At 60.6% G+C, this 23,006-nt stretch carries 21 protein-coding genes and 3 tRNA genes; 8 read left to right on the top strand and 16 right to left on the bottom strand.

Annotated features, from left to right (window positions below; all coding sequences use genetic code 11):
• The first annotated feature begins 113 nt into the window (after positions 1–113).
• Positions 114–824 (top strand): tetratricopeptide repeat protein, encoded by a 711-nt coding sequence (locus tag HH302_RS19160; RefSeq protein ID WP_172204054.1) that lies wholly within the window; start codon positions 114–116, stop codon positions 822–824.
• Positions 825–910: 86 nt separating this feature from the next.
• On the opposite strand, the gene argB is transcribed toward HH302_RS19160, so the two are convergent.
• The 13 genes from argB to HH302_RS19095 form a co-directional block, all read right to left on the bottom strand.
• Entirely contained in the window at positions 911–1,801 is an 891-nt protein-coding gene (argB, locus tag HH302_RS19155) for an acetylglutamate kinase (RefSeq protein WP_172204052.1), read from the bottom strand.
• A 97-nt stretch (positions 1,802–1,898) separates the two neighbouring features.
• Positions 1,899–2,312 carry an Hsp20/alpha crystallin family protein gene (locus HH302_RS19150; RefSeq protein WP_172204050.1) on the bottom strand — a complete coding sequence of 138 codons (414 nt, stop codon included), beginning with the start codon at positions 2,310–2,312 and terminating at the stop codon, positions 1,899–1,901.
• A 202-nt stretch (positions 2,313–2,514) separates the two neighbouring features.
• Positions 2,515–2,973: a dihydroneopterin triphosphate diphosphatase gene (gene nudB / locus HH302_RS19145; protein WP_172204048.1), complete on the bottom strand. Its 459-nt coding sequence runs from the start codon at positions 2,971–2,973 to the stop codon at positions 2,515–2,517.
• Positions 2,970–3,395: a barstar family protein gene (locus tag HH302_RS19140; RefSeq protein WP_172204046.1), complete on the bottom strand. Its 426-nt coding sequence runs from the start codon at positions 3,393–3,395 to the stop codon at positions 2,970–2,972. Before HH302_RS19140 ends, nudB begins: the two co-directional genes overlap by 4 nt.
• Positions 3,392–3,751: a ribonuclease domain-containing protein gene (locus HH302_RS19135; RefSeq protein ID WP_172204044.1), complete on the bottom strand. Its 360-nt coding sequence runs from the start codon at positions 3,749–3,751 to the stop codon at positions 3,392–3,394. The genes HH302_RS19140 and HH302_RS19135 overlap by 4 nt, the downstream gene beginning before the upstream one ends.
• Before the next feature lie 59 nt (positions 3,752–3,810).
• Positions 3,811–5,442 (bottom strand): tetratricopeptide repeat-containing response regulator, encoded by a 1,632-nt coding sequence (locus HH302_RS19130; RefSeq protein ID WP_172204042.1) that lies wholly within the window; start codon positions 5,440–5,442, stop codon positions 3,811–3,813.
• Between the two features lie 167 nt (positions 5,443–5,609).
• Positions 5,610–7,394, bottom strand: a complete 1,785-nt coding sequence (gene aspS / locus HH302_RS19125) for an aspartate--tRNA ligase (RefSeq protein ID WP_172204040.1) — start codon at positions 7,392–7,394, stop codon at positions 5,610–5,612.
• 211 nt (positions 7,395–7,605) lie between these two features.
• On the bottom strand, positions 7,606–8,223 hold the full coding sequence (locus HH302_RS19120) for a DUF502 domain-containing protein (RefSeq protein ID WP_172204038.1): 618 nt from the start codon (positions 8,221–8,223) through the stop codon (positions 7,606–7,608).
• Complete coding sequence (locus HH302_RS19115; RefSeq protein ID WP_172204036.1) at positions 8,223–8,492, bottom strand: FmdB family zinc ribbon protein; 270 nt, start codon at positions 8,490–8,492, stop codon at positions 8,223–8,225. The genes HH302_RS19120 and HH302_RS19115 overlap by 1 nt, the downstream gene beginning before the upstream one ends.
• A 155-nt stretch (positions 8,493–8,647) precedes the next feature.
• Complete coding sequence (locus tag HH302_RS19110) at positions 8,648–9,484, bottom strand: A24 family peptidase (RefSeq protein WP_172204034.1); 837 nt, start codon at positions 9,482–9,484, stop codon at positions 8,648–8,650.
• Positions 9,485–9,605: 121 nt separating this feature from the next.
• Entirely contained in the window at positions 9,606–10,838 is a 1,233-nt protein-coding gene (locus tag HH302_RS19105) for a type II secretion system F family protein (protein WP_172204032.1), read from the bottom strand.
• Between the two features lie 15 nt (positions 10,839–10,853).
• Positions 10,854–12,575: a type IV-A pilus assembly ATPase PilB gene (pilB, locus tag HH302_RS19100; RefSeq protein WP_172204030.1), complete on the bottom strand. Its 1,722-nt coding sequence runs from the start codon at positions 12,573–12,575 to the stop codon at positions 10,854–10,856.
• A gap of 190 nt (positions 12,576–12,765) precedes the next feature.
• Positions 12,766–13,575 carry an inner membrane protein YpjD gene (locus HH302_RS19095; RefSeq protein WP_172204028.1) on the bottom strand — a complete coding sequence of 270 codons (810 nt, stop codon included), beginning with the start codon at positions 13,573–13,575 and terminating at the stop codon, positions 12,766–12,768.
• A gap of 57 nt (positions 13,576–13,632) precedes the next feature.
• Between HH302_RS19095 and ffh the strand changes: the two genes are divergently transcribed.
• Positions 13,633–14,991 carry a signal recognition particle protein gene (gene ffh / locus HH302_RS19090; RefSeq protein ID WP_172204026.1) on the top strand — a complete coding sequence of 453 codons (1,359 nt, stop codon included), beginning with the start codon at positions 13,633–13,635 and terminating at the stop codon, positions 14,989–14,991.
• An 86-nt stretch (positions 14,992–15,077) separates the two neighbouring features.
• On the opposite strand, the gene HH302_RS19085 is transcribed toward ffh, so the two are convergent.
• Positions 15,078–16,340 carry a D-amino acid dehydrogenase gene (locus tag HH302_RS19085; protein WP_172204024.1) on the bottom strand — a complete coding sequence of 421 codons (1,263 nt, stop codon included), beginning with the start codon at positions 16,338–16,340 and terminating at the stop codon, positions 15,078–15,080.
• 253 nt (positions 16,341–16,593) lie between these two features.
• Between HH302_RS19085 and HH302_RS19080 the strand changes: the two genes are divergently transcribed.
• From HH302_RS19080 to HH302_RS19070, 3 genes are all read left to right on the top strand, one after another.
• Positions 16,594–17,595: a class 1 fructose-bisphosphatase gene (locus tag HH302_RS19080; protein ID WP_172204022.1), complete on the top strand. Its 1,002-nt coding sequence runs from the start codon at positions 16,594–16,596 to the stop codon at positions 17,593–17,595.
• Positions 17,596–17,641: 46 nt separating this feature from the next.
• Positions 17,642–19,441: an autotransporter assembly complex family protein gene (locus tag HH302_RS19075; protein WP_371814736.1), complete on the top strand. Its 1,800-nt coding sequence runs from the start codon at positions 17,642–17,644 to the stop codon at positions 19,439–19,441.
• A 261-nt stretch (positions 19,442–19,702) separates the two neighbouring features.
• Entirely contained in the window at positions 19,703–20,758 is a 1,056-nt protein-coding gene (locus HH302_RS19070; protein ID WP_172204020.1) for a porin, read from the top strand.
• A gap of 103 nt (positions 20,759–20,861) precedes the next feature.
• On the opposite strand, the gene dksA is transcribed toward HH302_RS19070, so the two are convergent.
• Complete coding sequence (dksA, locus tag HH302_RS19065) at positions 20,862–21,284, bottom strand: RNA polymerase-binding protein DksA (RefSeq protein ID WP_172204018.1); 423 nt, start codon at positions 21,282–21,284, stop codon at positions 20,862–20,864.
• A gap of 191 nt (positions 21,285–21,475) precedes the next feature.
• Between dksA and HH302_RS19060 the strand changes: the two genes are divergently transcribed.
• The 3 genes from HH302_RS19060 to HH302_RS19050 all read left to right on the top strand — a co-directional run bounded on the left by HH302_RS19060 (position 21,476) and on the right by HH302_RS19050 (position 21,760).
• Positions 21,476–21,552, top strand: a tRNA-Pro gene (locus HH302_RS19060).
• Between the two features lie 31 nt (positions 21,553–21,583).
• Positions 21,584–21,660: transfer RNA gene (locus tag HH302_RS19055), tRNA-Arg, on the top strand.
• 24 nt (positions 21,661–21,684) lie between these two features.
• Positions 21,685–21,760: transfer RNA gene (locus HH302_RS19050), tRNA-His, on the top strand.
• Positions 21,761–21,988: 228 nt separating this feature from the next.
• Here the strand turns inward: HH302_RS19050 and HH302_RS19045 are convergent.
• On the bottom strand, positions 21,989–22,927 hold the full coding sequence (locus HH302_RS19045) for a cation diffusion facilitator family transporter (protein ID WP_172204016.1): 939 nt from the start codon (positions 22,925–22,927) through the stop codon (positions 21,989–21,991).
• Positions 22,928–23,006 lie beyond the last annotated feature (79 nt).

The raw sequence follows: 23,006 nt of genomic DNA, 5'->3' as shown, positions 1-23,006 counted from the left end.
GCGCCCGCCCTGCGCCAGAACCGAAATTCTCACTGGAGTGTGCTCAGTTGATACGAACCCTGCTTTGTTTTGCGATGGTGACGGCTGCGAGCGCTACGTTTGCGGACGAGTCCATGAGTTTCATGTGCGGCGAATTGGCGAATGCCTTTGGTCCGTTTGATTACCGTAGCGAAGTCGGCAAGACGGTCGGCAGTGACGGTGGGCACAGCAATATCCAGCTTGTCGAGGGGGCGCACTTCACGCCGGAAGTTGAGGCCCTAGTAAGAGGCAAGACCTCGACTACCGCCGGGCACGATATTGACTACACGCTGCGTGCGTTCCCGAACCATCATCGCGCGTTGCTGGCGATGATGAACCTCTCGTTCAAAGAGAAGAAGACGAAGCCCGTGGGGTCGCGCTACAGCATTGACTGCTGGTTTGAGCGCGGAGCCCGCTGGCGACCGGACGACGCGGTGGTCAAGATGCTGTGGGGAATCTACAAGCTCAAGACCGGGCGGCAGCAGGAGGCGGTGGATCTGTTTCAGCAGGCGGAGAAAGCTGAGACCGAAGACCCGAACCTTTACTACAACCTCGGCTTGGCGTACTTTGAGCTGAAGCGCTATGACGACGCACTGCGCTATGCACACAAGGCCTATGCGCTGAACTACCCGCTGCCGGGATTGCGGGAGAAGCTCAAGCGTGCGGGGGCGTGGCGCGACATGCCACCGCCTGCGGCCGAGCAGTCTGCCCCGGTCGCGACGCAGTCGGCGCCCGCAGCATTGCAGTCGCAACCCGTAGTGCCACAGTCAGCACCCGCTGCCGCGGCACCGCCGAAGACGCCCTAGCCATCAAGCGGGCGATAAACAAAGGGCCACGTTTTGCGTGGCCCTTTGTTTTTCTCGATGGCGTCTCGCTAGCGAGACGCGCCGGATCACCGGCTCTTGATCATCGTGCCGACGCCATGGTCGGTCAGGATCTCAAGCAATAGGCAGTGTTCGACACGGCCATCGATGATGTGAACCGAACGCACGCCGTTACGTGCGGCTTCCAGGGCCGAGTGGATCTTTGGAAGCATGCCGCCGGACAGCGTGCCGTCCGCGACCATTTCGTCGATCTCACGTGGCGTGATGCCGGTCAGCAGGTGACCATCCTTGTCGAGCACGCCGGGCGTGTTCGTCAGCAGCACCAGCTTCTCTGCCTTGAGGATCTCCGCCAGTTTTCCGGCGACGACGTCGGCATTGATGTTGTACGTCTCGCCCTCTTCGCCGACGCCAATCGGCGCGATCACCGGGATGAAGTCCCCCTGGTCGAGGAAACTGATCAGGCTTGGGTCGATCGACGTGATTTCACCGACGAGACCGATGTCGATCATCTCTTCCGGCTTGTCCTTGTTTGGCATCAGCAGCTTGCGGGCGCGGATGAAATTGCCATCTTGCCCCGTCAGACCAACCGCCTTACCGCCGTGCCGGTTGATCAGGTTCACGATTTCCTTGTTTACATGGCCGCCGAGCACCATCTCAACGACGTCCATGGTCTCTTCGTCGGTAACTCGCATGCCCTGAATGAACTGACCCTGCTTGCCGATGCGCTTGAGCAGGTCATCAATCTGCGGGCCGCCGCCGTGAACAACCACCGGATTGAGGCCGACCAGCTTGAGCAGCACCACGTCGCGCGCAAAGCAGTCTTTCAGGTTCGCATCGGTCATGGCGTTGCCGCCGTACTTGATCACGATGGTCTTGTCGAAGAAGCGCTTGATGTAGGGGAGCGCTTCGGCGAGCACGCTGGCCTTGAGCGCCGGCGCGAGGGATTCGAGGTCGGACATTGCGATTCCAGGAAACGGAAATAACTGCGCGAGTTTAGCGCAAACGAAAACGGCGGAAGGCCTAAGCCTTCCGCCGCGGGGGACGAGTTTGTAAGGATCAGTTGATTGTCAGGCGGCGCGCTTGCGTCGTGGCCTTTTTCGGCAGCGTCAATTCAAGGACACCGTCGTTGAATTTGGCGACCGCACGAGCGTCATCAATGTCGGTGCCGAGCTGGAAGCTGCGGCTGACTTTGCCGAAGTAACGTTCGGTACGCAGCACTTTCTCGCCTTCCTTGATCTCTTTTTCTTCCTTGCGTTCGGCGGCGATCGACACGATCGGACCGTCGATATGGACATGGATGTCCTCTTTCTTCACGCCGGGCAATTCGGCATGGACGGTAAAGTTCTCAGCCGCTTCCTTCACGTCGAGCTTGATGCTCGGTGCTTCGGTATCTTGGGCAAACTCCACCGGGCGTACGAAGAAGCCACGGAAGAGGTCGTCCAGCGGATCATGTCTAATCAGATTGGCCATGATGTCCTCCGTTGCTGTGATTCAGGAATGCCGGGCCGTATTCGGCCCTTGTTCCTACTCTGAATCTAGAGCCGGTCGCCGCATGTGCAAGGAGATGGACGCCGCGATTTGCCTCTCGTCAAAGCTCTGGTGTGGCGCCAGATCCTTGTTCTGGAAGGGTTTTTGTCAGGGCGGGAGTAGCGAGGAATTGTTTGGGTTGCGCTTAGACCGAGCCGCTTGCTGCCGCGATTCGCTGTGGCAGCGCTAGGATTGCGTCGCGATTGCTCCATGAGAAGCACGCCTCGGCGGCCTCGCGCCGCGGCAGCCAGCGCCATGCCCGGTGTTCGTCTGGCGCAAGCGTGATTGGTGTGTCGCGTGGCACGCACAGACTGAACACATGTTCGGTGTTGTGGGTGACCCCCGGCGCATAACGGTGGCGCCACTGCGGGAAGATCTCGTATTGCTGGCTGAGGTGCCAGTCGGTCAGTGCTCCAGCCGCTGCACGAATGCCTGTCTCTTCAAATACTTCGCGCGCCGCGGTAACAAGCAGGGGTTCGTCATCCTCTTGGCTGCCGGTGACGGATTGCCAGTAGCCCGGGTGCGCCGCACGCTCGATCAGCAGTATTTCCTGCGCTGGAGAGTGAATCACCACCAGCACCGAAACGGGCTTCTTGTACGTCATCGGGTCGGTAGCTCAGCCAGCGCAGCGGGGCCATCCTCGACAAGCACACCGAAAGGAGTGCCCTCGTCTTGCCAGTACGCACAGGCATCTTCGAGCACGCCCTGAAGCATTTCCGCATCCGCGCTCCCGGCGGGAAACGCGCGGCCGTAGCCACGCAGCGTGATGAGATAGCCGGACTCATCGAGCCAGCTGAGGTCAGTCAGACAGTCGGCCAGCGCGTCCCAGTTGGCGCCAAACCATTCAGGGAAGCGCAGTGCGGATGCGAAGCCTTCAAACAATGTTGCGGGTGTGACCTGAGACGGTAAATCGATCGATGCGGTGAGATACCGCTGCGCCTCGGCCTCGCGCTTCAGCGCGCTCGCCTGTTCTGCGCTGCAACGAAAAACGCCGGCCAGGACCGGTTTGGGCTGGGCGGGGGTCATGGGCGGATTCTCCGGAAGCTGCGGTAGTGGTCTGAGGTGTAGAAGTTGCCGCCATCGCAGCTCGTGACAATGCGGCGAGCACCACGATCGTTCTCACCCGGCGTTGGCACGGTGTATTCGCGGTAGCAGCCGCGTTCGCGCGGGGGAAGGCGGCGCTCACGATTCTGGAAGACCACGCCGTCTTTGCGATATGGAAATGGGCCACCGCGCGAGATGAGCCGCAGGGTTTGTTGGGCCTCGGGTGGTAACGCGGTGACGTTGATGTCCCCGATCGCAGGGGTTTCGCGAGCGTGGCAGGCAACGCCGATGCTCAAGGCTGCCGTGATGGCGAGGGTTTGAATCAGGCGACGGAGCATGGAACGAAAATTGGTGGTGGCGGCGGCAGTGTAGCAGGGCCCCGGCGCGGGGCACCTCGCTAGGCGCGTTTGTCGCCGCGCACGCCGAAGCGTTTGACGAGGCCGTCGAAGTACAGGTGTAGCGCCCCGAGTTTCGGGTTGCCCGGGTCGGCTTTTTGCAGCCTGTCGATCAGGCCGCGAGCCTGTTCGGCGTGATGGGGCTCCCAACCGCAGTGCTCGATGTACTTGAGCAGTGCGAGCGCGGCGTTATAGAGGACCATCGTGTTACCCGGCATGCGCCGCACCGCTTCCAGCATGTGCTCGACGGCCCCTTCGAAATCGCCGCGCTGCGCCATCCGCGCGCCTTCGCCCATCATGTCGCGGACTTCGCTCTTCATCTTCTGCGCCAGATGGTTGCCGAGCTCCGATCGCCCGAGGTCGCCAAGCATTTTCGTCACGCCATCGACAGCCGCATCGTCAGGGGCGTTCCGCATGATGTCCATCACAACGTCGGCGGCTTGGGCGTCGAGCTTCTGTTCGATACAGACTTTGGCGAGGTCCTTCTTGAGCGACGAAGTGGCGCCGAGGCGCGGGTCAAGCAGGTTGACCGCCCGTTCCGCGGCCTCGCTGGCCTTGGCAGTGTCGCCCTGCTGGGCGAACACCATCGCGGACGAGAGCGCTTTGCAGAGTTCGGTTTTCGGCAAGCCTTGCATCGACTTCTCAAGATCGCGCATCGTCGCGGTGGCACGGTCTGGCGCACCGACGCCCAGTTGAGCCTTTACGAGCTTGACGTGGTCCTCTGGGTCGCGGAAATCGGAATATTTGCCCTTTCGCACTACTTCGTTAAGTGTTCGCTCGGCGGTTTCGAGGTCACCGAGCTCCAGCGCCACCTCGCCAATCCGCCGCATGCGGCGAAGCGTGTGCGGGGAGAGTTCGGATGCTTTCTCCAGCGCGGCGCGCGCTTCTGCAAGGGCGCCAACGGCCTCGCGTGTCTTTGCCAGCCAATCCCAGGCGTCGAGATACTGCTCGCTCTCGTTCAGCAGGCCGATCAGTACTTGCTCTGCCTCGTCGTAACGCTTGCGCATATGAAGCGCTTTGGCGAGGCCCAGCTTGGCCCACGGCACGGCTCTGCGTTCCAGCACCTTTTCGTAGACCGCTTGAGCATCCTCGGCACGGCCGGTATTTGCGAGCAGCTCCGCACGCAGGCGCAGGAAGTCGATCGCGTAGGCCGGGTATTTCAGCTCGCCTTCTTCGCAGGCGGTGATGGCGTCCGCTGCATTGCCGGCCTCGATCAATTGCCAGGCATGCATGAAGGCCTCGCGCTTGTTCAGCGCGCGCTCCAGACGGTTGCGCAGCAGATCGGGCGCAAAGGGTTTGAGGATGTAGTCATTGGGCGCCAGCTCTGCCGCGCCGACCACGCGTTCATAGCTGCGCTCCCCGGTGACCATGATGAACAGCGTCGAGAGCGGAATCAGGTGATGATTGCGGATGTCCTCAAGGAAGTGCTGCCCGTCCTGGCCTTCGCCGAGGTGGTATTCGCACAGGATGATGTCGAAGACCTCGTCGCGCAGCTTGCGGATCGCGGTGCCAGCGCTTTGCGCAGCCTGCAGCTTGGTGATGCCGCACATCGCCAGCATGTTGCGCAGCTGCGTGCGCATGTTGCTCTGGTTTTCGACTACGAGGACGGTGAGATCCTCGACCTTGCCCGCCATGTTGCGCCCCCCGCCTGAGTGCACCGGTCAACGGCAGCAAGGCCAACAGGCTTGAGACATTCCGCCGCTGGTCGCTCGGCGGGGTGAGAGCCCCCGCTCGGCGACACCAAACAAAACGGCCGCGCTCCGAAGGGAGACGCGGCCGTTTTGTTGGCGTGATGCGTTGGTCAGGCTGCGGGTTGAACGTTGCGCAGGCGGATGTGCAGTTCGCGCAGTTGCTTCTCGTCGACCGGGCTTGGGGCCTGCGTCAGCAAGCACTGGGCACGTTGGGTCTTGGGGAAGGCAATCACGTCGCGGATCGAATCGGTTCCAGCCAGCAGCATCACGACGCGGTCCAGGCCGAAGGCCAGGCCGCCGTGCGGCGGGGCGCCATAACGCAGTGCGTCGAGCAGGAAGCCGAACTTGAGTTCCGCCTCGTCCTTCGACAGGCCAATGGCCGAAAATACCTTCGACTGAACATCTTCGCGGTGGATACGGACCGAGCCGCCGCCTACCTCATAGCCGTTCAACGCGAGGTCATAGGCCTTCGCGAGGCACTTGCCCGGATCTGTGGCGAGCAGATCCACATGCTCGTCCTTCGGTGAGGTGAAGGGGTGGTGGCAGGCGTTCCAGCGCTTCTCGTCTTCGTCAAATTCGAACATCGGGAAGTCGACAACCCACACCGGCGCCCAGGCGCGGCCGTCAACATGACTCTTTTCGTGGCCGATCTTGATACGCAGTGCACCCAGTGCATCCGAAACGATCTTTGCCTTGTCTGCGCCGAAGAAGATCAGGTCGCCAGACTGCGCTCCGGTGCGTTCTAGGATCGTGCGCAGCGCCTGTTCATGGATGTTCTTGACGATCGGGCTCTGCAGGCCGGTCTCGTTGGGTTGCGTGACATCGTTGACCTTGATGTATGCAAGACCCTTGGCGCCGTAGATCTTCACGAACTCGGTGTAGCCGTCGATTTCGCCCCGCGACAGTGCGGCGCCGCCCGGGATACGCAGTGCGGTGACGCGGCAGGTCGGGTCGGCCGCTGCGTGGGCGAAGACCTTGAAGGCAACGTCTTGCAATGCATCGGCGACATCGACGAGCTCGAGCGTGACGCGCAGATCGGGCTTGTCCGAACCGTACTTGGCCATCGCGTCGGCGTAGCTGATGCGCGGGAAGGGGTTCGGCAGCTCGATGCCGGCGGCTTCCTTGAAGACCGTGCGGAACATCTCTTCCATGATCGCCGTGATCTCGGTCTCGGTGAGGAACGAGGTCTCGATATCGACCTGGGTGAATTCCGGCTGGCGGTCGGCGCGCAGGTCCTCATCGCGGAAGCACTTGGTCAGCTGGTAGTAACGGTCGAAGCCGGCCACCATCAGCATCTGCTTGAAGAGCTGCGGCGACTGCGGCAGCGCGAAGAACTGGCCGTCGTGAACGCGGCTCGGCACCAGGTAGTCGCGCGCGCCTTCCGGCGTGCTCTTCGTCAGCATCGGAGTTTCGATGTCGATGAAGCCCTGGTCGTCGAGGAAGCGGCGGAAGGCACGCGCAGTGCGATAGCGCAGTTGCATGATCTTCTGCATGTACGGACGGCGCAGATCCATCACGCGGTGCGTCAGCCGCACGGTCTCGGAGAGGTTCTCATCGTCGAGCTGGAACGGGGGCGTCACGGAGGGGTTCAGCACTTCCAGTTCATGGCACAGCACTTCCACTTCGCCGGAGATCAGGTTGGCGTTGGTCGTGCCTTCGGGGCGACGACGCACCTTGCCGACCACCTTCAGGCAGAACTCGTTACGCACCGATTCTGCAACGGCGAAGGTGTCCGGACGGTCGGGATCGCAAACGACTTGCACGAGGCCTTCTCTGTCGCGCAGATCGATGAAGATCACACCGCCATGATCGCGACGGCGGTGAGCCCAGCCAGTGAGGGTAACGATTTGGTCAAGATGGGCGGCGCTGACGAGCCCGCTGTAACAGGTACGCATTAAAAACTCCGGAGTGCTTTATTTGTTCTGTTGCTGCCGCGAAGTGTTCGGCAGCAGGAATTCTGATTTGGGCGCTGCGGCGTCACACTGACGCTCAGGGCTGAATGCGAGCCAGGCATTCAACCCGGCCGATTTCGCCCTGGATTGGCCCGGCCGCCCGTTGGATTGGGCTTCTGGCAGGGCGCCCATTGTCCAGAATGGTCAGGCAGCGTCAACGCTTGTGCCCGCCGTGGTGACTGCTGGGCGTCACGACACCCATCGAGATAATGTACTTGAGCGCTTCGTCGACCGTCATATCGAGTTCGACGACGGCTTCCTTGTGCATCATCAGGAAAAAACCCGATGTGGGGTTCGGTGTGGTCGGCACGTAGACGCTGACATGCTCTCCGGGCAAATGGCGCGCAACCTCTGTGCCCGGCGCCCCGGTAAGAAACGCGATGGTCCAGCTTCCTTCACGCGGGTACTGCACCAGGAGCGCCTTGCGAAAAGCTTGGCCGTTGGGCGCGAACAGTGTGTCCGACACCTGCTTGACGCTGGAATAGATCGACTTGACCACCGGAATGCGTGCGAGCAAACCTTCCCAGAAGCCAAGAATGCGTTGGCCGAAGTAGTTGGCAACAACCACCCCAGTCAGTACGACGACCAGCAGCGTGAGCAACGCGCCCAGCCCGGGAATTGCGAACCCCAGGAAATGCTCAGGGCGCCATGTCTCGGGCAGCAGCAACAGCGACTGGTCGAGCGTACCTACAATCAGGTGGAGGACCCACACGGTGATCGTCAGTGGGACCCAAATCAGGAGCCCGGCAATCAGGTACTTCTTGAAAGGCATCAGTGACAGGCGCAGTTTCCACCGCACCCGGCGGCTTTAGGGGTTTCGGTGCCTGTGGATGTTTCGGCAGGCTTTGCGCTGGCGCCGCCGCCTTTGAAGTCAGTTGCGTACCAGCCGGAACCTTTGAGCTGAAACCCGGCCGCCGTCAACGCCTTGCTGAACGCATCGTGCCCGCAGGACGGACAGGTTGTCAGGGGCGCATCTGAGACCTTCTGCAGGACGTCCTTCTGGAAACCGCAATCCGCGCAGCGGTATTCATAGATCGGCATGGCTAAGCTCCTGAAAATCAAGCCCAAAATTCTAACGCATCGCAGCATGGATTGCTTGCGAGGGCGCTCGGTGGGAATTTCGGGGCGCCGGCCCGGTTTGACAAGAGGGCAACCCGGCCGGATGGGGTGCTGATCGTCGCACCGGATGGCGCGAACTACATCTGCGCCAAGTAGCTGCTGGTCAGGCTAGGCCCCCAGTACAGCGCAACGACTCCGGCGCCGGCGAGGTAGGGGCCAAAGGGGATTGGTGTGCTGCGACCGTGCCGTGCAAAAACGATAAGTGCGATACCAACGACTGCGCCGATCGCTGACGAGGCCAAGATCACCAGCGGAAGCTGTTGCCAACCAACAAAAGCACCAATCGCAGCCAGCAGCTTGAAATCGCCATACCCCATGCCTTCCTTGCCTGTGGCCAGCTTGAACAACCAGTAGACCGACCAAAGCGCAAGATAGCCCGCCGCAGCACCGATGACGGCGACGTCCAACGGCACATAGGTGCCACCAACGTTGAGTAACAGGCCCAACCAAAGTAGGGGCAGTGTGATGGAGTCCGGCAATAGCTGGGTGTCAAGATCGATGAAGGTCAAGGCAATCATCGCCCATCCGAACGCCATTGCTCCCAGCGCGGCCCAAGTGAGACCAAAGTGCCACGCCGCAAACGCAGCGGATACCCCACCGAGAAGCTCAACAATTGGGTATCGGATACCTATCGGCGCCTGGCAATGGGCGCACCGCCCACGCAGGATCAAGTAACTCAGCAAAGGCACATTTTGCCAGCTGGCGATAGGCGTTCCGCAGTGGGGGCAACGGGAGCGTGGGCGCGCGACCGAATACGGCTCACCGATGACAACACTTTCTCCGCGGAGTTCGGCGGCTTGTTGCTGCCATTCCCGCTCCATGATTTTGGGTAGACGGTGAATGACGACATTCAGAAAGCTCCCTATGCAAAGGCCAATAACGCCCGAAGCAATCACCCAAAGAAACGAATTCATTAAAACTCTCTGATGCGGTCAACGTCTGAGCCAGCGCAATAGTGGTAAAAGACGCCGCTGCACTGGTAATGGCTTATTTTGTGCGGTCTCGTCCATTGAGTCTTGAGGCAGTCCCTTAGGTTTACACCACCGCTCCGAGTTTGAAGATAGGCAGATACATAGCAACAACCAACCCGCCAACCACAGTTCCCAGAAAAACAATAATGAGTGGCTCAAGTAGTTGGGATAGTGCTTCTACAGCGTCATCGACCTCTCGTTCGAAGAAGTCCGCTACCTTTCCAAGCATTCCATCTAACTGGCCAGACTCTTCACCGATGGAGACCATTTGTACTACCATAGTTGGGAATACGCTGGCGTTTTGCATTGCAATCGTCAGGCTGACGCCCGTGCTAACCTCGTTCTGAACCTGACGTGTCGCGAGTTGATAAACGCGATTGCCCGCTGCACCGCCAACGGAATCTAGCGCTTCGACGAGGGGGACCCCGGCAGCGAACATCGTTGATAGTGTTCTAGTCCACCGCGCAATTGTGGCCTTTCGCATTATTTCACCAATTACTGGGACTTGAAGCATAAGTCTATCCATGGTGAATTGCATTTGCGGCGAGCGTTTGTATGCAAAACTAAGTCCGATAATCGCGGCGAATAACCCGCCGAACATTAGCCACCAGTACTCAATGAAGAAGTCGGACATTGCCATCACAAAGAGCGTCGGACCTGGAAGCTCCGCGCCGAAACTCGTAAATACCGACTTGAATTGTGGAATGACGAATAGCATCATCACGGCCACTACCCCAAGAGCAACAGATACGACAGCTACGGGATAGAAAAGAGCGCCTTTGATCTTACTCTTGATGGCGAGAATCTTTTCCTTGTAAATGGCCAGACGATCGAGCAGTGCCTCTAGCGCGCCCGATTGTTCGCCGGCGGCAACTAGGTTTGCGTAAAGTGAGTCAAAGTAGACGGGATGCTTGCGGAAAGCGTTTGCAAGGCCAGCCCCAGTCTCGATGTCTGCCCGAATTTCATTCAGCAGTCGGGCCAATGCCGGATTGGATGCACCTTTGATCGCGATATCAAACGTTTGCAGCAAAGGCACGCCGGATCGGAGCATCGTCGCAAGCTGCCGGGTAAAGAGGGCGATGTCCTTGTCGGTGACTTTTCCACCCTTGGAAAAGGAGCGTTTTTTCACCTTGGCATTGCTGATGCCCTGGCGACGTAGGTTTGCTTGAACAATCGACGCGCTTCCGGCCCGCGTTTCACCACGAACGATTCGCCCGTTCTTGTCCTTGCCTTCCCAAGTGAAGACGCCCTCTTCCGAGCCCTTTGGCTTGCGAATTGTTTTCGCTGCTGTCGCCATCTGCCTGCCCTGTTCTTAGTCGTTGGTACATGCCAGCACTTCGGCCAGCGATGTGACGCCTTGCTTGGCCTTGACCAAGCCTGACTGCCGCAGATCCCGAATTCCTTGTCGTTGGGCTTCCGCAGCGATATCGATAGAGTTGCCGTTTGTCATAATTATATGCGCTATCTCTTCGCCTACGGGCATGACTTGATAGATGCCGACACGACCCTTGTAGCCAGAACCCTTACAGCGATCGCATCCAACCGGGCCAAACAGTTCGAACGGCTCGCTCAGATCCTCGTCGGTGTAGCCTGCTTGCAGCAAAGCTTCAATCGGGACATCGATGGGCTTCTTGCAGTTGCAGAGACGTCGGGCAAGGCGCTGCGCGGTGATCATGATCACGCTCGATGCGATATTGAACGGCGCGACGCCCATGTTCTTGAGTCGTTCCAGGGTTGTCGGTGCGTCGTTGGTGTGCAGCGTGGATAACACCAGGTGGCCGGTTTGGGCTGCCTTGATCGAGATCTCGGCGGTCTCGATGTCCCGGATTTCGCCGACCATGATCACGTCCGGATCCTGGCGGAGGAAGGACTTGAGTGCCGCCGAAAACGTCAGTCCCGCCTTGTCGTTGACGTTGACCTGATTGATCCCGGGCAGATTGATTTCTGCGGGGTCTTCCGCTGTCGAAATGTTGACGCCGGCCTTGTTGAGGATATTCAGGCAGGTATAGAGCGAGACAGTCTTGCCTGAGCCGGTTGGTCCTGTCACCAGCACCATGCCGTATGGCCGTTCAACGGCATCGAGCAAGGCTTTGCGCTGATCTGGCTCATAGCCGAGAGCATCGATACCGAGCATCGCCGAACTCGGGTCAAGAATACGCATGACGATCTTCTCGCCGTGCAAGCAAGGCAGTGTGCTGACGCGAAAGTCAATTGCCTTGGTTGCGGACAGCTTCAGCTTCATGCGACCGTCTTGAGGGACGCGCTTTTCCGAAATGTCGAGCCGCGAGATCACCTTGATACGTGCAGCGATCTTTTCGCGAAGGGCGAGTGGCGGCTGCGAGACCTCGCGGAGAATGCCGTCGGTGCGGAAGCGGATGCGGTAGTACTTTTCGTACGGCTCAAAGTGGATGTCGGACGCGCCCTCGTTGATCGCGTCCACCAGAATCTTCTGGATAAATTTGACGACGGGTGCGTCATCGACGTCGGTGCTCTGGGCTGCGTCGGCTTCGGCGCCCATTTCGGCGTCGGCCATCTCGCCGAGTTCTTCGTCAATGTTTCCTGTCAGATTGGACAGTGCGTCGCTGGTGCTCTCTCCAAGCTTTTGGGCGAGCTTCGCCAGTTTGTCTGCTTCGACGATGATGGCGTCGACGGCCAAGCCGGTCTGAAAACGGATCTCATCGAGCGCGCGCAGGTTGGTCGGGTCTGCGATCGCAACGGTCAGTTTGTTGTTTCGCTTCGCCAGTGGGACAACAGAGTGTTGCCCAATCAGTTTCCGGTCAATCGCCTCACGTGGAATCTGATTTTCGTCGAAGGCGCCGATGTCGAGCATCGGGAAACCGAATGTCTCTGCACAGAACCGTGCCAAGTCACGCGCGCTAATGGCGCCGCGTTGAACGACCTCCGCCGCGTAAGGTTGTTTGGTGGTTCGTGCATGCTCCGCGATCTCTGCCGCTTGGGTTTCGGTCAGGCGACCGTGTTGCACCAAGGCTCTGGCGAGACCGCTTAGTGCGATTTGCTGAGGATTTGCAACCATGAAACAGCTGTCTCGACAAGGGATAGCGACCGGTGCGCGATCATGCGCTAGCGCTCAGGCCTTGTAAAGCCACGGCCGGCGGGGCTCGGCGGCGTGTCGCCGCTGCGGTGCCGACTCTTGGGGGGGCCGAACGTGTTGGCGGCGAGTTCTGCCATTCGGTGGCAGTAACGCGGCTATGAACTCAAACCGTTCACGGACGGCCGAGCAAGACCTCCAGAACGAAGCGCGTGCCAACGTACGCCAGCAGAAGGCAGGTGAAGCCTGCGAGGGTGAGGCGCAGGGCGCGCCGGCCACGCCATCCCCAGAGCATCCGCCCTGCGAGCAAAACGCCGAAGAGAAGCCAGGCGGCGATGGCGAAGACGGTCTTGTGAGACAGCGAGATCGCCTTGCCGAAGAGGGCTTCGGAGAAGAACACGCCTGAGCCAACGGTCAGCGTCAGCAAAACGAAGCCAACTGCGACGAGTTTGAATAGCAGGCTCTCGAGCGTCATCAAAGGGGGGAGCGAGGCAAGCGCGCGGGTTAAACGGGCGCTGTGCAACTGTTTCTCGGCGGCGGCCATCAGCAGCGCATGCAGGGCCGCAAGCGTGAACAGACTGTATGCCAGCATCGCGACAACGAAATGCATGCGGAATGCGAGAGTGCTCGCGTTGGGGAGCGCATGTTCGCTCGGGAATATCGTCGGAAGCAGCACGGCCACCGCGGCCACCGGCATGGCCAGCGCCTGCAAACCTTCGATATGCGCGAAGAAGCTCTCGATCCAGTAGAACACCAGGGCCAACCACAGCGTCATCGACAGCGCGGCGGAAAAGCCGAAGCGCGGTGCGCCGCCGTCGGTGATGTCGAGGCCCAGCGAGGCTGCGTGCAGCAGCAGTGCGCCGAGCAGCGCAAAGCGTGCCAGGAACTGTTGGCGCGCAGTCGTTTCGCCCTGCAGCCTGCGGTAGGCAATGGCCAGGCCGATGTAGATCGAGGCGGCGGGCAGATGAAGTAGAATCGCAGGCATCTTCGCAGTTTACCTGAACGGCTGTGCGCTCAGCACGGCCGAGATTGCTCCCGGATCATGCTCGATAACTTGACTCAACGGCTCGCCAAGGTCGTCAAGACCATGCGCGGCCAAGCCCGCCTTACGGAAGACAACATTTCCGAGATGTTGCGCGAGGTTCGCCTTGCGCTGCTGGAGGCGGACGTTGCACTGCCGGTGGTGAAGGACTTCATCGCGAAAGTCCGCGAGAAGGCCGTCGGTCAAGATGTGATCGGCTCGCTCACACCTGGCCAGGCGTTGGTTGGCGTTGTTCATCGCGAACTGACCGAATTGATGGGCGGTGCTCAGGCAACACTCAATCTTGCCACCCAGCCGCCGGCGATCATTCTGATGGCTGGTTTGCAGGGCGCCGGTAAGACCACCACGGTGGGCAAGCTCGCGAAGATGCTGCGCGAGAAGCAGAAGAAAAAGGTTCTCACGGTTTCGTGTGACGTGTACCGGCCTGCGGCTATCGACCAATTGCAGGCCGTCTCGCAGCAGGCGGGGGCGGAGTTCTTCCCCTCTACGGTCGCACAGAAGCCGATCGACATTGCCAATGCTGCAATTGACCACGCGCGCCGGCATTACTTCGATGTGTTGCTTGTCGATACGGCGGGTCGCCTCGCGATTGACGAGGCAATGATGGAGGAGATCAAGGCCTTGCATGCCGCGGTCAGACCCATCGAGACGCTGTTTGTCGTCGACGCGATGTTGGGCCAGGATGCCGTCAATACGGCACGGGCGTTCAATGAAGCGCTCCCGCTCACTGGTGTCGTGCTGACCAAGCTCGACGGCGACGCACGCGGCGGCGCGGCCTTGTCGGTGCGTCATGTCACCGGTAAGCCGATCAAGTTCACCGGTGTGGGCGAGAAGCTCACCGGACTTGATGAGTTCTATCCGGATCGGATGGCGAGCCGGATCCTCGGCATGGGCGACATCCTGTCGCTGGTCGAGGAGGCGCGTCAGAACGTCGACGAAGAGCAGGCCCGGGCTTTTGCGCAAAAGCTCAAGACCGGCAAAGGCTTTGACCTCAACGATTTCAAGAACCAGATCTCGCAGATGCGAAAGATGGGCGGCTTGTCCTCGCTGATGGACAAGATGCCGGCCCAGTTCGCCCAGGCCGCATCGCAACTTCAGGGCGGTGTTGAGGAGAAGGCCATTCGCCGGATCGAGGGCATCATCAATTCGATGACGCCTGCCGAGCGCGCGAAGCCCGAGTTGATCAAGGCGAGCCGAAAACGCCGGATCGCGACTGGTGCGGGTGTGCAGGTGCAGGAGGTCAATCGCCTGCTGAACCAGTTCGAACAGACTCAGAAGGTGATGAAGCAACTCTCGAAGGGCGGCATGGGCAAACTCATGCGTTCGATGAAGGGCATGCTGCCCGGCATGATGCGTTAGTCGGGGCTTTCGAGGGGCCGCCCATGTGCAGCGTAGGCTGTGGTGGGCGGCCTGTTCCGTTTACGGGACGAAACAGAGGGCTCGATTTAGCCTGGCAGGCGAAACGGGAAGCCCTCGATTGGCGGCTTTCTGCCTGCAACCAGATCCGCCAACGCAGCGCCTGAGCCGCAGGCGAGCGTCCACCCCAAGGTGCCGTGTCCAGTATTGAGCCACAGGCCTTTGGTACGCGTTGCGCCAATCAGCGGCAAGTTGTTCGGCGTCGCCGGGCGCAACCCATTCCAGGTTTCGCCTGCCTGCAGATCGGTAGCGCCGGGAAAGTGCTCCTCGGTCCAGCGCAGAAGCGCAGCGGTGCGTGCAGGGTTTGGAGCGGTGTCGAAACCGTTCAACTCTGCCGTGCCCGCGACACGCAAACGGTTGCCGAGTCGAGAGCAGACGATACGGCGTGTCTCATCTGTCAGGCTGACATGCGGTGCGGCGTCAGGCTCCAGAATCGGTAGCGTGACCGAGTAGCCCTTGACCGGATAGATCGGAAGACGCTCCCCGAGCGGCTCAAGCAGCCGCCCGCTCCATGGTCCGGCGCAGACCACGGCGGCGTCAGCGGATAGCGCGCCGGTGCGGCCGTGCTGGTCGACAATCTCAACGGTTGCAAACGCCTCGCCGACGGTCCCGATTGCCGTTGCGGTGGTGGAGTAGAGAAACTGAACGCCAGATGCTGCAAGTTCGTGCGAAAGGCGTTCGGCAAACAGGTGGGCATCTCCCGATTCGTCGTCCTGTCCGTGAAGGCCGCCAAGCAGGCGGGCGCCGCAGGCGGCCAACGCAGGCTCCAGGTCGATGCATTCACGCGCGGTGACGACGCGCGCGTGAAGCCCGCAACGTGTCAGTTCGTCCGCGCGATGCGGGGCCCGGCGGAACTCGCCTGCGTCGAAGAAGAGGTGTAGCACGCCGCGGCGTTCGGCGTCATAGTCCAGCGCTACCGCGCGCCGCATCGCCTTCAGGCATTCGAGGCTGTGCGCAGCAAGATGTGCGATGGCTTCGGTGTTGCGGCGGGTTCGGCCGGGCGTGCATTCACGCAGGAACGACAGGCCCCAGCGCCAGCGTGCCCATTCGGCCGGCATCCGGAACAGGAGGGGTGCATCCTCGCGACCCAGCCAGCGCAGTATCTGCCCTGGCGCACGCGGGTTGGCCCAGGGCTCCGGGTGGCTCACCGAAACCTGGCCGCCGTTCGCGAAACTGGTTTCGAGGGCCGCGCCTTCGCGCCTTTCGATGACGGTGATGTCGTGCCCGTCGCGGGCGAGGTACCACGCGCTGACGACGCCTTCGAGGCCGGCGCCGATGATGACTATTTTCATGTGACCGATCGTTCTACGACGGTTGCCCATCCCTGTCCCGACGGCAATTGTACCCGGCGTCTCTGGCGAGTGCCGTTGCGCCGCGCGGCATAGGTGTTGCCTCTAATGTCGGCGCGCGGGTTCGCGACCCATAATCGCAGTGCACAAACGCTACGACGTAACGGTGTGTCGGCGTCTTAAGGGCGTAATCGGATCGGGGGGTCTGTTTACGGCTGACGCGGGCGCGCCCTACGCACGAACCTTGGGGGGAGCCATGCGTCGCGTCACGCTCACGCAGTATTTGATTGAACAGCAGCGGGAGCATCAGCAGATTCCGGTGAATTTGCGGTTGCAGATCGAGGTCGTTGCGCGCGCCGTCAAGGCGATCAGCGTCAACGTCGGCAAAGGCGCCATTGCCGGCGTGCTTGGCGAGGCGGGTACTGACAATATTCAGGGGGAGGCGCAGAAGCAGCTCGATGTCGTCGCAAACGAGATTCTTCTGCTCTCAAACGAGTGGGGCGGGCACCTGGCCGCGATGGCTTCGGAAGAGATGCCGCTGCCGTATCCGATACCGAATCGTTATCCGAAGGGCGAGTACCTGTTGCTGTTTGATCCGCTCGACGGCTCGTCGAACATCGACGTCAACATCTCGGTTGGCACTATTTTCTCGGTGCTGCGTTGCCCCGAGGGCGCCGAGGCCGACGAAAACGCTTTCCTGCAACCCGGCACCCAGCAGGTCGCGGCGGGCTATGCACTTTACGGCCCGCAGACACTCCTGGTGCTAACCGTCGGGGCTGGTGTGGTCGGATTTACGCTGGATCGCGAGTTCGGCGCCTGGGTGCTGACCAACCCCGACATGCGAATTCCGGAAGACACCCGTGAATACGCCATCAACGCCTCGAATGCGCGATTCTGGGATCCCGCGATACAGCGTTATATCGACGAGCTGGTTGCGGGCAAGGAGGGGCCTCGCGGCAAGGACTTCAACATGCGCTGGGTCGCGTCCATGGTGGCGGACGTGCATCGCCTGCTGACACGTGGCGGCATCTTCATGTATCCGCGTGATAAGCGTGATCCGAGCAAGCCGGGGCGCTTGCGCTTGATGTACGAGGCGAACCCGATGTCGATGATCGTCGAGCAGGCGGGAGGGGCTGCGTCGACGGGCAACCAGCGGATTCTCGATGTTCAGCCGGAGCATCTGCATCAACGCGTGCCGGTTGTGTTGGGGTCACGCAACGAAGTCGAGCGCGTCGTTCGCTATTACTCAGAAGCGTGATTCGTCGGGGTGTCTTGTTCAGGCATGGCGCGGATAGAATCCGGCCGTGCCTTCCGACTCCCCCAAATTGCTGCGTTTGAGCCGTGCCACGAACCAGCTTTGGCTGCGAGTGGCCGCGGTCACGGTTCTATCCCTATACGCCGCCTTTGCGAACGCCGCCGCGTTGAAGTTGAGTGCGCCCGACACCGTCCGCACGCTGATCCTCAAGCATGTCTCGGCGTTCGATGCGAAGCGAGCGGACACAACAGAGGACGAGGAGGCCGAACAGATCTCGGATGAGGGCGATACCCTTGCCCGTGTTCGGCGTGCGCGCAAAGAGATCCCTGGGCTTCTCGAGACTGAAGGCTATTTCTCGCCGCGCATCGAGGTGGAGCAGGAGCCCAACGGCCGCACGCTTGTGCGTGTAACGCCCGGACGGCGGACGACGGTGCGCGAGGTCGAGATCCGTTTCGCCGGCGAGTTGGCGGCGGATAAGGATGAGCGACAGGCGAGGCGGGCGGCACTGGTTGCCGCATGGCCGCTCACTAAGGATCAGCCCTTTACGCAAGCGGCCTGGGCGGCCGCCAAGGGCAAACTGCTGGCCGATGTGTCCAGCCATGATTTCGCCGCCGCACGAATCGCCGAGTCGGCGGTGGACGTGGATCCGGAGCGTGCAGCGGCGCGGTTGCTCGTCGTCGTTGATTCTGGTCCGGCCTTCCGCCTTGGCGCGATCGACCTGCAGGGGCTGTCCCTGTACAACCGTGACCTGGTCGAGCGCTACAACGTCTTGCGTGAGGGCGAGCCCTACGACTACGAACGTTTGGTTGCTTTGCAGAATGCGCTGCAGAGCACGCCCTATTTTTCTGGCGCCATCGTCGAGATTGACCGTGACCCCGCGCTTGCCGACGCGACCCCGGTGCGGATTGCGATTACGGAAGCGGAGCCGCGCCGCTTCGGCGTGGGCGTGGGTTTCAGCAGTAATACCGGTGCGCGCTCGGAAATCAACTATCGCGACGCCAACCTTTTCGGCCGTGCCTTTGAGCTCAACAGTTCCGTGCGGGTTGAAGAGAAGCGTCAGTCCGCGTTCGCCGACGTCTTCCTGCCGCAAACGCATTCCGGCTTCCGAGACGCAGCCGGGATCACCTGGCTTAACGAAGACATACAGAATCTAGTTACCCAGCGTTTCTCCGTAGGTGTGCAGCGGATGCGTACGCTGCAGCGCACCACGGTGCGCGTCAGCCTCAACTATCAGCGTGAGATCACGCGGCCTGAGGGCGCGGAGGAGCAGGTCAGCACTGCGTTCACGCTGAACTATGGGGCCGACGTTCGCACAGTGGATAACCCGGCGGATCCACGTCGGGGTTACAGCGCCGGGTTCCAGATTGGTGGTGGAGCTCGGGCGCTGTTATCGGACCAGAATTTCCTGCGTCTCTACGGACGTGCGCAGTATTTCCAACCGGTAGCTGAGTCCGGCACGCTTATTTTGCGCGGGGAGGGCGGTTACACCATTGCGCCGTCCAGCCAAGGTATTCCTCAGGATTTCTTGTTCCGCACCGGTGGCTCCCAGTCGGTGCGTGGCTATGACTATCAGAGCCTGGGTGTGGCTGAAGGCTCGGCCGTCGTGGGTGGTCGGACCTTGATGGTCTTGAGCTCAGAGTACGTGTACTGGGTCAGCGGTCCGTGGGGTGTCGCCACCTTTGTGGATGCAGGTGACGCGAAGGATACGTGGAACGACATGCGACTCAAGCTGGGTTACGGCGTTGGTGGCCGTTGGCGTAGCCCGGCCGGTCCGCTCGGCATGGACGTCGCCTATGGCCAGGAAGACAAGAAGTTCCGCCTGCATTTCACGCTCGCCATTGCGTTCTGATTCGTCTGCAAGTGATTGTTCAACAAGGCCTGCAAGCAGATCTGCGGGTTTCGACGTGCTCTGATGTCGTAGCGCGATACTGACGTTTGTTGTGTTCGAGCAACAATCGGCGTCGTTTCCGGAGGCTAAACACGGCTTTTGCCTTGCCGCCGAAATGCTGCACCCGCAACATCCTCCCATCTCTCTCATTGAGAGGCAGGAAGGACGACGGCTTCGGGGGTTTCCGCCGGCGTCGCATCTTCAGACTAAGAGGAGAATCGCATGCAAAAGAAACTGATCGCTGTGGCCATCGCCGGCCTGGCTGCCGCCCCGGCATTCGCCGTCGATACCAGCGTGACGCTGTACGGTCTGGTGGACGCCGGCTATTCGTGGCGCGGTGACAACTACGATTCCACCAAGGCTAACCGTCAAGGTTTCGATAGCGGCCAGTTGAACGGCTCGCGCCTCGGTGTTCGTGGTGTTGAAGAAATCACTCCGGGCCTCAAGGGCAAGTTCCAGATCGAAGCCGGCGTGAAGGCTGACACCGGCGGTAGCAACCAAGGTGGCCTGGCTTGGGGCCGTCAGAGCTGGGTTGGCCTGGACTTTGGCGCTGCTGAAGTGCGCTTCGGTCGCCAGTACACCCCGCAATTTAACCTGTACGCCGGCTATATCGATCCGTTCGGCCTGGGTGGCGTTGCTGAGACGAACAACGTCTTCACGCACATCGTCGCTCGCGCTGACAACGCTGCATACCTGACCACGCCGTTCTTCGGTGATGTGTTTGCAGTGGAAGCGATGTACACCAAGTCGTTGGCTGGTGACGAAACCATCGAAAACGCGGGCAACCGTCGTTACTACTCGATCGCTCCGAAGCTGAAGTTTGGCAAGAGCGTTTTCATCATGGCCAACTACAGTGACGCCAAGGTGAAGGGTGCTGCTGCTTCGGTTCAGTCGTGGGACATCGGTGGTGCGGTTGACTTCGGCGCGGCCAAGATCACCGCTGCCTATGCGCAACCGAAGGATGGCACCAAGCTGGATGCCAACGGCAACAAGATCAAGTACAACCGTTTCTTCGTCGGTGCGACGGTTCCGGTGGGCAACTTTGCGCTGCTCGCCTCCTACACCTACTCGAAGGACAAGAACGATCTGAACGAGAAGGCTCAGCAGGGCGGCCTCGGCGGTACGTACAACCTGTCGCCGCGCACCACGCTGTACGGTATCTACGGCCAGATCAACACCAGCGACGAAGTCAAGAGCGGCTACGAAGTGGCTGACGCGACCAACAGCGGTTTTGGCTATCGCAAGGGTGCTCAGTTCGGTGTTCGTCACACGTTCTGATCTGCACGCCACGTAGTAGTTAAGAAGGGCGCCTTAGGGCGCCCTTCTTTTTTTGATGCCAGTTTGTAAGGGGGCGCGGCCACGAATAGTGCCGCGTCTGAAGTCAGCGAGCGACTTGCCTTTCCCGAATCTCATCCAGCGTCTTGCAGTCGATGCACTGGGTGGCCGTCGGGCGGGCTTCAAGACGCTTTAGACCAATCTCGACCCCGCAGCTGTCGCAATAGCCGTAGTCCTCGGCATCGATGCGTGCCAAGGTCTGATCGATCTTCTTGACGAGCTTGCGTTCCCTGTCGCGGTTCCGCAATTCAAGCGCGATGTCCGACTCCTGGCTGGCGCGATCGTTTGGATCTGCGAACGACGTTGCCTCGTCCTGCATCGTGTGCACAGTGCGCTCAATGTCTGACTGCAGATCCTGCTTCCAAGCCTCAAGGATCGAACGGAAGTGAGCAAGTTGCTTGGCGCTCATGTACTGCTCGCCTTTCTTCGGCTCGTACGGCTTGAAGTGGCGGTAGATCTCCTCAGCCATGATGGCTTTCCTCGGTCCAAGTGAGAAAGCAGCGTTAATAGCAGAATCAACTTTGGCTCGCAAGGAAATGCCAAGCGAGTGTATCCCGTTTGGTGAGCGACGTTGCGGGAAGGTTGCGTTGCGTCAGAATTCCGCCGCGGCACATGTTATGTTTGACGAACTAGGATTGGTTGTGTATATTCTTGCCCTCTCGGGGTGTAGCGCAGTCCGGTAGCGCGCTTGCTTTGGGAGCAAGATGTCGGGAGTTCGAATCTCTCCACCCCGACCAGCGAAGTTTGGGAAAATCGTTCGGACAGAACCCGCCCGTAGCTCAACTGGATAGAGCACCGGCCTTCTAAGCCGGGGGTTACAGGTTCGAGTCCTGTCGGGCGGACCAAGCAACGCAAGGTAGTACCCAGTGGCGGCATTAGCTCAGTCGGTAGAGCACTGGATTGTGATTCCAGGTGTCACCGGTTCGATCCCGGTATGTCGCCCCAAGCTTTCCCAAGAAAAACCCGCCTTCTGGCGGGTTTTTCGCTTTCAGGGACTGAGTGATCCAAGTTCGCAATTGAGGTGGCGGTTCGCTGTTCTAACTCCGCTGACGTGCGTATGCCCTTGGGCGGCTCGGCTGCGACGATTCGGCGTTTGTCGGCGAGGACGAAGCTGGTCTCTTGAGCGTCGGACTAGAATCAAAGATGCGCGTCTGGACGCGCATCTGCGGGCAGTCAGGGGAGTATCGGCTCGGGAGTCGTGCGTGAAACCGGGTCAACGTGCGTCATCAGGTACAGCACGGGGTGATTTGCCATAACCCGGAGCTTCGCCTGACGGGCGATGTCGTGGCCTTGAGCAACGGTAAGGCTGCCATCGATCTCAAGGTGAACGTCCGCAAGAATCATGTCGCCGGTTTTGCGCGTCTTGAGTTCGTGCATGCCGAGCACGCCGGGTGTGGCGAGGATGTCCGCGGCGATCCCGGCCACTTGTTCTTCTGTTGCGGCCCGGTCGGTGAGATCGTGCAGCGCGTCCCATCCGAACTCCCAGCCCATGCGAGCGACCATGAAGCCGACAATCAGGGCGGCGATCGGGTCGAGCAGGCCGAAGCCCATCAGGTTGCCGCCGATCCCGATCGCGACGACGAGCGATGACGCGGCGTCGGAGCGTGCGTGCCAGGCGTTCGCGACCAGCATGCTCGAACGCACCTTCTCGGCAACATGAAGCATGTAGCGGAAGAGCACCTCCTTGACGACGAGTGCGCCGAGTGCGACCCACAGGGCGACGATGTGGACTTTGGGAATGCTCTCCGGCGCTTCCAGCTTGTGCACTGCTGAGCCGATCATTCCCAGCCCGACTGCGAGCAGCAGCGCACCCAGCACCAGCGAGGCGGCGTTTTCGTAACGCTGATGGCCATAGTGGTGGTCGTCATCTGGTGCCTTCTGACTGTGATGAACAGCCAGCAACACGACGAAGTCCGCAACGAGATCGGATAGCGAGTGCACCCCATCGGCGATCAGGCCCTGCGATCCCGAGATCAGACCCGCAGCCACTTGCGAGATTGTCAGACCAATATTTACGGCGACGCTGACCCAGGTGCTGCGTTTGGTGGCGGCCTCGCGTTCGGGTTTTGCGTCCTCGTTGTCGAGTTCGTGCAGGTCGTGCAGATTGTTCATGGTATGCGTGTGTGCAGAGGGGAGTCGGGAAGTTTGATCCCGTGTCGGGACGGAACGCTTGATGCGCGTCGAGTGCAGC

This window comes from Niveibacterium sp. COAC-50 (assembly GCF_013184235.1).
GTDB classification, from domain to species: Bacteria; Pseudomonadota; Gammaproteobacteria; order Burkholderiales; family Rhodocyclaceae; genus Niveibacterium; species Niveibacterium microcysteis.
This window is presented reverse-complemented; position numbering and strand designations above follow the sequence as displayed.